Here is a 12,482-nt window from a genome sequence, read left to right as displayed (position 1 = left end):
TATATAGGTTTACAATTTTAAATTAAATTGTGTCAACCTATTTCAGTACACGACCACTGCAGCAGCCCTGAAATGCCTGTCCCGAGAATCGGGAGGCGACTTATGATTATCTTGTCCGCCGTGGCGGAACCCCGGGTAAGGTGCTAGGAAAAAACAACTACTTTAACAAAACGACCCATTATTGGGATAATCACATAAATTCAACCTCCTTTAACTCGTCTGCGAATCGATGTAGATTTTGCTCTATTTTTTCCACAGTTTTCTTTCCGGGTTTTCGATGTCCTGTGAGATAGTGGCTCAACTGGCCTTGATTTATCCCAGTGATTCTTTCCAAACCAGCTAGAGTCAAGACTTTGCTATAATAATTAAGAAAAGATGCTACATCGTAAACAAATTCGAACTCACTTTCAATAAACTTTTTTTCCTTTTTTCTATAATATTGCTTCATTTGGTCATAGGAATTTAAAAAGTCCTGAATTGCTTCTTTTGCAGTTTTGCCTTCACCGATAATTCCATAAGGTAAATTGTTGTTTTCAATATATGCACCATAAGTACCGTCTTCCCCTCTCTCAATTTTTACTTTATTTTCCATCTTATTGGATTTTTATGTTAATATTTTACAGGCTGTATTGTAAAGAATCATTTGATTCCTGCATCCTTTAGTATTGAATTAAGCGTGCCTTTCTTTACTTCTTGGGTTTTGTGATGGGATGTTTGAAATTCTTTTCTGGTAATCGGACTATACCAAATGGGATGACCCCCTCCATCATCAACGAGGTAGCAACCAGACTTTTTAAGTTTCCTCTCGAGCTCTGAATATTTCATTTACCAGAATTTTCAAATATCCCACAGTACAATGATATTAATTTTAATATCATTATCAAAATGATACTTCATTTTGATAATGGAATTCAAAGAAATTAGCCCCGGGCAAGGTGCTTCGAAATTTCTTCGGTTTGCACCTATCTCCATGCACCCCAACCCGGGGTCATGAAGACGACGAAGGAGCAATTTCAGGACAAGAAAGTTTCTATTGGAACAAGAGGTTTCTTCCCGAAATTGAGAAGGAGTCTTTTTAAAAAGAATTTTATTGATGCCTTTTAAGTGAGTAACGTCTACCCCATTTTTCTTTCATTTCCGCCGAACAGGCAGGCCCGGCTTCCCGCAATTCTGAGGGACAGGCTATTGTCTTCCCGCCCACTATCCTGCGAAATGAGGGTTGAGTTTCAAATTGAAGATTTCTCAGCAGCAGCCCCGAAGTGGGCGATTTATGATAGCCCCGGGCCAGGTGCTTCTAAATTTCTTCGGTTTTCACCACCCTCCATGCACCGCAGCCCGGGGTCAGAAGATGAAGTCATTCAGAATTTCGGGACAGAGCCGTCTCTATTGGAACCGGAGGTTTTTTACCGAAATGGAAGGAAAGCTTGATTTAGAAGGAAATCTGGAGTTTGGAAACTCCTAACTCAGTGGTCACGAAGCCAGAGTCTTCGGACAACTGCAGCAGCCCCGTAGGGGGCGAAACATATAATAGCCCCGGGCAAGGTGCTGGGAATCCCTTTGGTTTTAATTCAACCTTGATGCACCGCCGCCCGGGGTCTGAAGGCGATGTCTTAGAAAATTTCGGGGCGGAGCCGTCTCTATTGGAACAAGAGGTTTTTTACCGAAATGGAAAGGGGGTCTTTTTAAGAAGAATTTTATTGATGCTCTTTTTAGTGAGTAACGTCTACACCATTTTTCTTTCATTTCCTCTCTTACTTTTTTGCCCCGAGAAAATCGGGACAGGCTTTGACCAAAAAAGTAACAAAAAAGTCAAGACAATGAGATCCTATCCGCGCGCAAGGCCAGTGCCGGCCTGTCTGCCGAACAGGCAGGCCCGGCTTCCCGCAATTCTGCGGGACAGGCTATTGTTTTCCCGCCCACTATCCTGCGAAATGAGGGTTGAGGTTCAAATTAAAGGTTTCTCCGCAGTAGCCCCGAAGTGGGCGATTTATGATAGCCCCGGGCAAGGTGCTTCTAAATTTCTTCGGTTTCCATCAACCTCCCTGCACCGCAGCCCGGGGTCAGAAGGCGAAGTCATTCAGAATTTCGGGACGGAGCCGTCTCTATTGGAACGGGAGGTCTCTTCCCGAAATGGAAGGAAAGCCTGATTTAGAAGGAACTCTGGAGTTTGGAAACTCCGTACTCAGTGGTCACGAAGCCAGAGTCTTCGGACAACCCCAGCAGTTTAGGTTTGAAAGTCTGTTTTGGAACTCAAAACCTTTCTCACATCTTATGTCTCACATCTCATTTCTAAAAAATTCTGGAACACTGATCATTTTACCGAAATGTGGAACACATTCCATATCAAGCAATTAGGCAAGGTTTAACCTTTGACTTTGTGACCTCCTACGACTACACTCATTAAACCCTTTCAGGGTTTCTCCCCCTTTCTTCCCCAATTTTCACCCCCGGGTTTTCACCCGGGGCAAATACCCTTTCGGGATTTTAACCAGGAGCTTACCTCAATTTTCTTTCACAATTTTGGAAAACTAATCTATTTTGGATCTCTTCCTTCATCCTCCCCAAATCTAAAATCTACAATCTAAATTCTACCTTTCCCTTCATCCTTCCTCCCTCATCCTTTCCATCATCCCCAAATCTAAAATCTAAATTCTAAAATCTACCTTTTACCCTCTACCTTCCCCAACCTTCATCCTTCATCCTTTCTCCTTCATCCTTTCCATCCTTCCCCAAACCCCTACCCAATAAAACAAATAAACAAACAACATATACGTACTCTTCATCCGCATAATGATCCCCAGGTTATTCAGGGTAAAGGCAAAAGCCACTGCCATCACCAACCCAAAAACCAACCCTGCCCAAAGAAAGGGCGGAATGGTAAATTTTATCTTCTTTACAAAATAAAAAGGCAATACCGCCAACAAACCTAAAACCAACAAAAGCCCAACACTATTCTCCAATGCCGCCGCCACTTGCCAAAAACCATCCACCTCTCCCCAAAATGGCCTAAAGAACAGGGCAAATCCTTTCTCAAACACATGATATGTCTCCATGGGAATCTCAGAACCGGCACCAAAACCCTTCAAAAAATCCATCTGCCCACTACTAAACGCCATCAAACCCTGAAAAGACAAGGCTTCCAGGTGCATATACTGTAGCAACCTCCACACACCCAAACCCATCAACACCGCCATTCCCAATCCCACACCAAGTCTTACTTTCACAGGTATCACTTTTTGTCCTAAAAAATAAATCCCCAACATCCCCCCTAATACCACTCCCTGCAAAGGCCTCACCCAAAAGGACAACAGCACCCCTAACACCGCCACTTTCCAATGATCCTTCAAAGAAACAAAACCCTTTAATGCCCAAACCAAACCCACCAACAACAAGGCCTCCTTACCTACACCTGCAGACCAAAAATGCAGATTGGGCAGGAAGAAAATGCCCATCAAGCTCCAGCTCATCCAGGACTTGGTTCCCTTCATTTGAAGCATCCAGAAATCCACTTCCCGGATACCCAGAAATGAAAATGCCGCATACATCACATTCCCGCTCAAAAAACTCAATCCCAACACCTTAGCGGGAATATAATTCAACCATTGCACAAAATGTGTCCGCTGACCCCAATACCCCATCCAATGACCCGGATTTTCCACCCCCTCAGCCTCCAAAGCCCAATACCGCAAAGCATCCCCACCTTGCTGTTGGATATAGTAATAAAACACAAAGGCAAAACCAAAATGGTAAACCCAAAGCCCCTGAAGCCAGATGCTTTCTTTCTTCGACAATCCCCGCTTCTTCCCTAACCTATAGTTGTCCCAAAGGAAGAAGGTGAAGAGGAGGGTTATGGTGAGGTAGGTAGTGATGGTAGTGTTCAGTGGCAGTGTTCAGTGTTCAGTAGGCAGTGTTCAGGGCGGATGAAAACCTTTGAGGTCTTTTTCCAGACCTCGAAGGTTTTTTATTTAGAATCAGGACTGAGTGGCAGTGTTCAGTTTTGGTTCAATTGTGTCAAAAGCCTCTCCTTGTCATGTCGACGGAAGGAGACATCTGTAAACCCTCAGGTTATAGACTCCTCCTACGTCGGAGTGATAAGGACTAGTTTAATGCTTCTCTTGAATGCTTTTATTGTTCAATCGTGTCAAAGGCTTCTCCTTGTCATGTCGACGGAAGGAGACATCTTTAAAGCCTCAGGTTATAGACTCCTTCCGCCACGGCGGACAAGACCTGTCGTCGAGGTGACAAGGACAAGTTTAATGCTTCTCTTGAATGCTTTTCTTGTTCAATCTTGCCAATGGCTCTCCCTCACCCCTCACCCCCAAAATCCAAAACCTTTAAATATTGGGCAATGCTTGATTGAAGACCAAAATGCGCTAACCCAAAATTATGAATCACCTCAGGGTTGATCGGGGCTAAATTTTCAAACCATTCCAAAAATGCCGCTTCCTTCCCCTTTTCATAAAAGAAGCAAAATTCCTTGTCTTCCAGTAACTCCTCCGTATCTCCCACGTCCCGGGAAACCATTACCGGCAACCCACACATCAAATATTCCCCAAGCTTGATGGGGGCCAAGCCTGCCAAGCTAGGGGCCGGACTACGCAAACTCAAGCCCAAATCCGCTGCCATCAAAAACCTTGGAATATCTCTAAATTCCCCTGTTCTGACTATCAGATGCGCTTTCAACGCAGGTGAAATCAGACTTTTCAGATAGGAAGGATTTCGGGTAAGGATCAGAAATTTCCCTTGATTTCCCTTGGAAAGAAATGCTGCAAAAAGCCCCAACATTTCGGCCACCAAGTACGGCTTACCCAAAGTCCCCGTGTAAACCCAAAGGATCTCTTTTTTGCCCAATCCCAATTCTTCCCGGACCTGTGCTTTTGTTTGTGCATCATAATAAAACATAGCCGCATCCCGACCATTGCTGACAACATGGAATTTATCGGCAAATTTTAATCCAACAACTTCCAAATGAATATCCACAGACTTTTTGGAGCGGGTAATGACGCGGGTTGCCATGTTGATGATCTTGCGTTCCTCCCGCTTGAGGAAGGCGTATTGACTTGAATTGGGTTTCAGTCCTGAAAAGTCCACCCTTTCTTCCAAAGGAAGACCATCTGCATCAAAAATGACTTTCACCTTTTTCCGTTTCAACCATGATCCAAGACGGTTGACCATCATGGCCGGCATGGTTGACCGTGGCATCAAAATATTGACCTGATGCTCCCGCACGTATTGACGGATCTGGTACACCCCCTGATATACCGACATCAATGCCCCCAATATCGCAGAGGGTCTCCGGTGAATGGGGTGGTGCACATAGTGCAGTCCCATCCCCTCGGCCAATTTCCCTATTCTCTCCACCTCCTCCGCACCTGCCCAGGAAAACTGCATGACATGGCATATTGTCCCTCCTTCTTTCTGAATCCCTTTCAGTATCGGGAAGAACAAGGATTCCAGGTAGTTGCTGCTATCCGAATCCCAGGTGATGAAGAGTAAGGACCTTAAGGATTTATTGTTGTTTTTTAGGCTGTTGGGTAGCTCTGTTTTTGTCATTTCGACGATAGGAGAAATCTATTACCTTGTTGTCTCGTTTTGTCATGTCGACGGCAGGAGACATCTAATTTTACCTTTTTTTATCTGAAAACTCGTAATTTTCAGTGAGTGACGCCCACTTGATTTTTTTTATCATACCCTTATCGCTACACATAACTGTCTCACTTCTCATATCTCATGTCTCACATCTAATTTCAAACCTCCATGCACCGTAACCCGGGGTCTGAAAGCGACGTCATTCAGAATTTCGGGACGGAGCCGTTTCTATTGGAACAGGAGGTTTCTTCCCGAAATGGAAGGAAAGCCTGATTGAGAAGGAACTCTGGAGTTTGGAAACTCCGTACTCAGTGGTCACGAAGCCAGAGTCTTCGGACAACTGAAGTAGCCCCGAAGTGGGCGATTTATGATAGCCCCGGGTAAGGTGCTTCAAATTTCTTCGGTTTCCACCAACCTTACTGCACCGCAGCCCGGGGTATGAAGGCAACGATTGAAGCAATTTCGGTCACAGATTCTATTTTGAAACACTGAGTCTTTTCACCGAAATGTGGAACACAAACCCTATTCGGGATATTTACCAAAACCTCCGTCTTCCACCATTCCCATAATTAATAAATCTCGTCTCTCGGTTCTCGGCTCTCATCTCTTGTTTCTTGCTTCTTGCTTCTCGGCTCTTGGCTCTTGGCTCTTGGCTCTTGGCTCTTAAAACCCACTCTGCCCCCTAACCTCTCCCCTCATCACCTCAAAATTCCCCTTCAACGTAAACCGCTCCTGTACCAACTCAAATCCCTTTTCTCCCAAACGCTTCCGCATGCCCGCATCACGTACCAGGGTCAATAAGGCCTCTTTCCATTCGGCTGAACCGGCGGCCAAAAAACCATTTTCCCCATTCCTCACTACCTCCACATTCATCCCTACAGGCGATGCCACCACAGGCAAACCACAGGCCATATATTGAATCAATTTATAGGCACATTTTCCACGCTCCCATTCATTGTCGGGCAAGCACATAATGCCGATATCCATCTGCAAAATGGCCTCTACCTCCCCCGCCTCTGTCCAAGGTATCATCTTCAGATCCCCCTGAAAGGAAAAACCATCATGCCCATTGACCAACAACAATCCGGCATTAGCTTCCCGGCAAACTTCTTCCAATTCCTGCTTTATGGCTTTCACATATTTCAAGGTCGAGGGCGAACCTATCCAACCTATCCAAACCTTTCCGGATGCATGGGCTTCTTTTTTTCGATAACGGTTAGGGTCTATCACCGTGGGCAACAAAATAACCGACTTCGCCCCGGCTGCCTTGGCCCTTTGTGCCAGATACTCATTCCCCGCAAATACCGTCTTTGCCCTAGCCATCACCCTGTCTATTTTTCTCCCCAATAAATTCCTGACCAAATAATTCCCCTGTGTATCATAGCGGTGAAATACCGCATCATCATAATCCACCACATATCCCGGTCCCAATTTTGCCAATAACCACTCCGCCCAGGCCGGCAGGTAGGGAAACAACTCCTTTTCCACCCAAATCAAATCATACCGCCAAGCCCCCATCAACACCCAAAACCTCCTAAAATAACACCCCAACACATTCCAAACACTCGGTCGCCGCTGCCCATATACATCCTTCAAATACCCCCCATTAAAAAAAGAAGCTACCCGCACCCCATACCCCGCCTCTTCCCACAGTGGTAGAAACTGATAGGTCCTCAACCTACTGCTTGCCCCCATGCGCGGGTACTTGGGAAGGAAAAGGATTTTTTTCATTTTGATTTAGGGGGCCGCCGCCCTCTTCTTAGCCTCAATAATCTCCTCCCTCCGCTGATAGTACCTGATTTTTTCCTGCGCCCTTAGAATACGTAAATGCTTATTATACGCAATCAAAAAGAAACAGAATAACAAGAAATAAATCATGGTCATGTTTTTCATGCGCATGACAATCCCAAGATTACTGAGTGAATTCATAAAGGCTAAAGTAACAGGAATAAAAGTGATCATGCCCGCCTTGATAAACAGCGGCATATCCCTTATGGCCTCAGGAGTCCAATTCCGGTAAATAAAGAAACTCAGCCAGAGATAAAGGGCATTTTCAAAACTGCTAAAAAAAGAAACAATATTATGGGCATCCACAAACAATGGTCTAAACATATAGGTAAATAACTTCACTGGCCATGAATAGGAGGCAAGATTCACCCCCGATCCAACATTACCTGTACTCAGATCCCGAACTTTAGTTCCTGAAAACTCCTCTAAAGTTTCCAAAGAAAAATCCTCTAGCCTCAAAGATTCCAATGTACTTGAACTCAAATAAACAGCACCAACGAGTGCTGCTGAACCCAATACTATCTTTATTGTCGGTTTGATCTCAGAACCCAATAAAATGGCAATCCCCGCACCTGATAATAACGCAAGCCCCATATGTGGTCTTGCCATATACACAAAAAACAAGGCTATCAATCCCTGCCACCATCTTGAACGGTAATTTTGCAGCGCAAATAAGAACCATGCTATTCCCCAAAAACTGATGGCATCCTTCCCCACTCCTGCCGACCAAAAATGTAAATTCAAAAAATAAAACACCGTTGGAAATAAGGGGATATTCAAAACGGAATGGTTAGCAGGAAATAAATCTGCCACCATCACGAAAATATACCTGATGCCTATAAACCCTAAAAAGCCAAAAAGGATATTTCCGGTAAGATAACCCAAACCCAAAACCTGACTGGGAATGTAGCAGAGCCAAAGAATAAATTTGGTGCTTTCTCCCCAATATTTCATCCAAGTTGGATCCCTGATGATGACCTGTTCCATCCCAAACTTCCAGTACCCATACGAATCCCCTCCAAAATTGAGAATATACCAGGTGAAGAACATACTGAAAAATACATGGTAAAATAGCAGATAATGCAGATGCATCTCATACTTGTAAGGAAGCTTAAATTTCCTTGCCATGGAGGAATTGGAGTTCACCAAAGCAACAATTCCTAATACAATGAAAATAATATCTAACAATTGATCTCTATTTTTTAATCCCTTTGCTTGTCAAGAGGCTAAGGTATAAGTTTTCAATTTCCAAACAATAGCGTTCAGATGTGTAATTTTCTTTGGCCCTATTGTATCCCGATTTTCCCATTCTCTCTCTTATTCCTTTTTCGGAATAGAGTATTTCCAACTTGTTGGAAATTGAATTTGGCGAATGTACAGGAATCAGAAATCCTGTTTCCTCGTCTACTACTACATTGGCCAAGCCCCCAACATTGGAAGCAATTACCGGTAAATGGTGCAACATGGCCTCTGCTGCCACCAATCCGAATCCTTCATGAGCCGAGGGTAGACAAAAAACATCCATTACATGGTAGTAAAGATCTGGATTCTCTTGATAGCCCACAGGTATGAAATGCTTTTCCAACTGAAGATTTATTGCTATTTCTTTTAATTTCTTCAAGTCCGGCCCATCCCCTACCAATAAAAATTTAAAATTTGACCGACCCGATATTTTTAATGCTTCCAGGATATCAGAAAAACGCTTTACCTCATTATAAACCCTGCCCACCGAGCCAATTACAAAATCCCCTTCTAAAATCCCTAATTCAGATTTCAGTTGCTCAATTTTCTTTGAGTCAACTGATGTTGGTATGGGCACACCGTTATTCACCAATAAAACTTTTTCCTTTGGCAACTTGGCTGTATCCTTAAGATAAGCTACCACCGCAGGAGAAATCCCAATAATTTTGTCTGCTCCTTTCACAAATAACCTTTGCAACCAAATCGCCTTTCTGGATCTTGTGGAAGGTTCGGAGGTTTCTTCCAATATTTTAACCGGAACTTTCCCCAACCAGCCTCCAATAGTAGCCATTGCCATGCCTTCAAAAATAGCCCCATGAATGATATGTGGCCTATAGCGCTTGATGACCTCCAATACTTTTTTGTGTTTTTTATATTCAAAAGGATGTTTAAATGAACCTACGACTATTAATTCCACGCCCTCTTTTTCCAAAGCTTCGGCTATAGGCCCACCTGCCCAGGTACAAACAATCTTATGCTCAAAACTCTCTTTTGCCATCCCCCGGATTAAGGTCAGTCTTGTCTGTTCCACCCCTCCCGAGGAGATGGTTTCAATACAATGCAATACCCGAATCTTATCTCCTGATGCCAAACTTATCCTTTGTACACTTCCAATAATTCTTCCGCATAGGTTTCAATAGAAAACCTTTGTGAGGCTACTATAGCCTTTTTACCCATCTCTTTTATTTCGTCCTCAGATAACTTACACATGCTTAACATCGCTGAAAAAATAGCATCCGTACTGAAAGGGTCAACAAGCAAGCCTGAATGGATATCTCCCAATATTTCCCGTGCACCACCAATTTCTGTGACTATAGAAGGCAAACCATAAGACATGGCCTCGGCAAGCGATACAGATGAACCTTCCCTTAAGGAAGGCAAAACAAAAATATCAGCCTGTTCCAAAAATTGAAAGACATTTTCCTGAAAACCCAAAAATTTAATGCTAGCCTGAATCTCCAACTGATTGACCTGTTGCACCAAGGATTCTTTCAAAGGTCCTTCCCCCACAATCCATAATTCTATATGCTTTTCACTGACACACTGCCTCAGTTTTGCAAATGCCTCAATCAATCTCTCCAAATTCTTGATTGGCACCAATCTGCATGTCGTGATAAATAAAAATGACTTTTCTATGTCACTATCATTGTTCCCGTCATTCTGCTTGCCTACCTTTTCGGTAGGCGCAAAGCGAAAGCCTTCCCCGAGTTCTCGGGGAATCTCCCTTTGCTCTCCCAAAATTCTTCTGGATAAGTTTTCAACCTTTTCTATCCTCGCCAAATCAACCGGATTATAAATCACCTCCACTTTCTCTGACTCTACTTCACCCAATTCAATTATATAATTTTTTACGGCTTCCGAAATGGCGATTACGCGATCTGCTTTTTGGTATATCCATTTGAATACGTATTTCCAAAAAGAATGATGATTGGGTAAACCGATCTCCTCTCCGATTTTTATTTTTACGCCTGCCATTGAAGCTGCCCAAAGTCCATGAAAATTGGCCTCCGAACCCTGACAATGGACCACATCCGGTTTCTCATTTTTAATGAGATTTTTTAATTGAAATACAAGTTTGATATTCGGGATTCTTGTTGCTTGGTTCAAAACAATGACTGAAAAACCATCTTGAATCAGTCCTTCTGAAATTCTACCTCCCTTGCCCAAAACAACTACCTGAACTTCTATTCCTTTGGTTTGGACCAAATAAGGAACGGATATCGCCAATACCTGCTCCACACCTCCAAAATCCAACTCAGAAACAATCCTTAAAATTTTCATCCTACTTATAGATGTACCTAAAACAAAATTTAAGGTAGTTTCTGACCAATTTCTTTAATCCGGGATTGGGAAGGATATGTCTGAAAAATGAAAAAGGCAATAAATAGGGAAGTCGACTCATTGGATAGGAATTATTCCTTTGTCGAAGCAACTTTTTTGCAATGGGGTAATTTTCTTTTTTATCAAAATACTGAAAAAGATTAAGCAGCAGATATTTATCCCGAAAAGTCTGCCAAGAGTGGAAGTAATCCGAAATGGCATAGTCCTCCTTGTACATTTCACTAAATACAGTCTGATGCAGATTTGGGTTGGATTTCATGCTTTCAGAAGCCTTCAAATCATAAAACATCAAAGGGGCACGGACATAATAAGCTTTCTTGAACCAATCAAAAGCCCGCAACCATACATCAATATCCTCACCCTTTTTCAGATGAGTTTTGAATCCTTCTCTATTTTTGAAAAAACTTTGATGGATGACCGTGGAAGATGAAGTAAATAAAGTATTGTAATCTGCCTGGGCAAAATAATCTTCGATCTCAGAAATTACAGGATTATCAAATTTTTCAGGCAAAGCCTCATTGGAATAAGAACTCCCAACCATCCTGACATCCGGGAATTTTCCCATTACATGATGCATCCAATACAAAAAATCCCGGTGCCACAAATCGTCTGCATCCAGGAAAGCTATATACTCAAACCTTGCGTTTTGAATGCCTTTGTTTCTGGCAGTTGAAACACCTTGGTTGTCTTGAATGACCAACTTGACTTTTTCCCCATATTGGGCAGCTACAAATTCCCCACCTCCATCTGTAGACCCATCATCTACCACAATGATCTCAAAATCAGAAAAAGATTGGTTCAATACCGAATCAATTGATCTGGAGATAAATTGTCTTTTATTGTATAAAGGGATGATGACTGAGAACATGTGTTAGTAGGTCATTGCGGGTAAAGCGTCATTGCGAGGAGCACTTCAACAAGTTAGGTTTTGACGAGAACTCTTTATGCGACGAAGCAATCTCCTAAGGTTTAGGCAAATCCTCACCCTGAGGAGATTGCTTCGGATTCGGATGTACTTTTTCTAACTTATTAGCTTCTTCTTCGAATCCTCGCAATGACGTGTTACCAATCCTGAATATCCTCCCATAAATCCTTCCAATCGGGATTTATTTAGTTGATCAACATTTCTTTCTTTTTTCTGCTTCCACCTTTGATTTGCTTTTCTCGGGCAATTGCTTCTTCAATAGAATGAAAAGATTCAAAATAGACGAGCTTATCAATATTGTATTTAAAGGTAAAGCATTTGGGATCCAATCTTTCTTTGTGTTCAAATACCCTCCTCCATAAATTTGCAGTTACACCTGTGTACAATACTGTATTGTACTTATTAGTCATGATGTAAACTGCTCCACCTTTTTGCATTGGAAGTATGTAGGATTGCTTCGGTCCGCCCGTCATTGCGAGGAGCACTCAACAAACTTAATTTCTATAGAACCCCTCGTGCGACGAAGCAATCTCCTATGGTTTAGGCAAATCCCTACCCTTAGGGGATTGCTTCGGATTAGATTGGATTTTTCTAAACT

At 42.9% G+C, this 12,482-nt stretch carries 12 protein-coding genes; 2 read left to right on the top strand and 10 right to left on the bottom strand.

Going from position 1 to position 12,482, the window contains the following annotated elements; all coding sequences use genetic code 11:
• Nucleotides 1-190: 190 nt before the first annotated feature.
• Together HMJ38_RS23290 and HMJ38_RS23285 are read right to left on the bottom strand one after the other, a co-directional pair.
• Nucleotides 191-592, bottom strand: coding sequence for a helix-turn-helix domain-containing protein (locus HMJ38_RS23290; RefSeq protein ID WP_194976851.1), 402 nt, complete (start codon nucleotides 590-592; stop codon nucleotides 191-193).
• 47 nt (nucleotides 593-639) lie between these two features.
• A complete protein-coding gene (locus tag HMJ38_RS23285; RefSeq protein WP_194976850.1) occupies nucleotides 640-825 on the bottom strand; it encodes a type II toxin-antitoxin system HicA family toxin in 186 nt (61 codons plus the stop codon).
• A 279-nt stretch (nucleotides 826-1,104) separates the two neighbouring features.
• On the opposite strand from HMJ38_RS23285, the gene HMJ38_RS23280 reads away from it, so the two are divergent.
• Nucleotides 1,105-1,428: a hypothetical protein gene (locus HMJ38_RS23280; protein ID WP_194976849.1), complete on the top strand. Its 324-nt coding sequence runs from the start codon at nucleotides 1,105-1,107 to the stop codon at nucleotides 1,426-1,428.
• 38 nt (nucleotides 1,429-1,466) lie between these two features.
• Nucleotides 1,467-2,147 carry a hypothetical protein gene (locus tag HMJ38_RS23275; RefSeq protein WP_194976848.1) on the top strand — a complete coding sequence of 227 codons (681 nt, stop codon included), beginning with the start codon at nucleotides 1,467-1,469 and terminating at the stop codon, nucleotides 2,145-2,147.
• A gap of 549 nt (nucleotides 2,148-2,696) precedes the next feature.
• Here HMJ38_RS23275 and HMJ38_RS23270 read toward each other — a convergent pair.
• The 8 genes from HMJ38_RS23270 to HMJ38_RS23235 all read right to left on the bottom strand — a co-directional run bounded on the left by HMJ38_RS23270 (nucleotide 2,697) and on the right by HMJ38_RS23235 (nucleotide 12,369).
• Nucleotides 2,697-3,791 (bottom strand): hypothetical protein, encoded by a 1,095-nt coding sequence (locus HMJ38_RS23270; protein WP_194976847.1) that lies wholly within the window; start codon nucleotides 3,789-3,791, stop codon nucleotides 2,697-2,699.
• A 514-nt stretch (nucleotides 3,792-4,305) separates the two neighbouring features.
• Nucleotides 4,306-5,553, bottom strand: coding sequence for a glycosyltransferase family protein (locus tag HMJ38_RS23265; protein WP_194976846.1), 1,248 nt, complete (start codon nucleotides 5,551-5,553; stop codon nucleotides 4,306-4,308).
• A gap of 699 nt (nucleotides 5,554-6,252) precedes the next feature.
• Complete coding sequence (locus HMJ38_RS23260) at nucleotides 6,253-7,320, bottom strand: glycosyltransferase family 4 protein (protein ID WP_194976845.1); 1,068 nt, start codon at nucleotides 7,318-7,320, stop codon at nucleotides 6,253-6,255.
• A 6-nt stretch (nucleotides 7,321-7,326) separates the two neighbouring features.
• Entirely contained in the window at nucleotides 7,327-8,505 is a 1,179-nt protein-coding gene (locus HMJ38_RS23255) for a hypothetical protein (protein ID WP_194976854.1), read from the bottom strand.
• A 67-nt stretch (nucleotides 8,506-8,572) separates the two neighbouring features.
• Complete coding sequence (locus tag HMJ38_RS23250; protein ID WP_228780241.1) at nucleotides 8,573-9,709, bottom strand: glycosyltransferase; 1,137 nt, start codon at nucleotides 9,707-9,709, stop codon at nucleotides 8,573-8,575.
• Between the two features lie 2 nt (nucleotides 9,710-9,711).
• Nucleotides 9,712-10,899, bottom strand: coding sequence for a glycosyltransferase (locus HMJ38_RS23245; protein WP_194976844.1), 1,188 nt, complete (start codon nucleotides 10,897-10,899; stop codon nucleotides 9,712-9,714).
• Between the two features lies 1 nt (nucleotide 10,900).
• Complete coding sequence (locus HMJ38_RS23240; RefSeq protein WP_194976843.1) at nucleotides 10,901-11,827, bottom strand: glycosyltransferase family A protein; 927 nt, start codon at nucleotides 11,825-11,827, stop codon at nucleotides 10,901-10,903.
• Between the two features lie 242 nt (nucleotides 11,828-12,069).
• Nucleotides 12,070-12,369 (bottom strand): GIY-YIG nuclease family protein, encoded by a 300-nt coding sequence (locus HMJ38_RS23235; protein ID WP_317174590.1) that lies wholly within the window; start codon nucleotides 12,367-12,369, stop codon nucleotides 12,070-12,072.
• Nucleotides 12,370-12,482 lie beyond the last annotated feature (113 nt).

It is taken from the genome of Aquiflexum lacus (assembly GCF_015476655.1).
Classification (GTDB): Bacteria; Bacteroidota; Bacteroidia; order Cytophagales; family Cyclobacteriaceae; genus Aquiflexum; species Aquiflexum lacus.
This window is presented reverse-complemented; position numbering and strand designations above follow the sequence as displayed.

Bases quoted from the DNA above. Each gene is read 5' to 3' on its own strand.
- HMJ38_RS23265 (WP_194976846.1), bottom strand. From the start codon at position 5,553: ATGACAAAAACAGAGCTACCCAACAGCCTAAAAAACAACAATAAATCC.
- HMJ38_RS23255 (WP_194976854.1), bottom strand. From the start codon at position 8,505: ATGGCAAGGAAATTTAAGCTTCCTTACAAGTATGAGATGCATCTGCAT.
- HMJ38_RS23240 (WP_194976843.1), bottom strand. From the start codon at position 11,827: ATGTTCTCAGTCATCATCCCTTTATACAATAAAAGACAATTTATCTCC.
- HMJ38_RS23260 (WP_194976845.1), bottom strand. From the start codon at position 7,320: ATGAAAAAAATCCTTTTCCTTCCCAAGTACCCGCGCATGGGGGCAAGC.
- HMJ38_RS23285 (WP_194976850.1), bottom strand. From the start codon at position 825: ATGAAATATTCAGAGCTCGAGAGGAAACTTAAAAAGTCTGGTTGCTAC.
- HMJ38_RS23290 (WP_194976851.1), bottom strand. From the start codon at position 592: ATGGAAAATAAAGTAAAAATTGAGAGAGGGGAAGACGGTACTTATGGT.
- HMJ38_RS23245 (WP_194976844.1), bottom strand. From the start codon at position 10,899: ATGAAAATTTTAAGGATTGTTTCTGAGTTGGATTTTGGAGGTGTGGAG.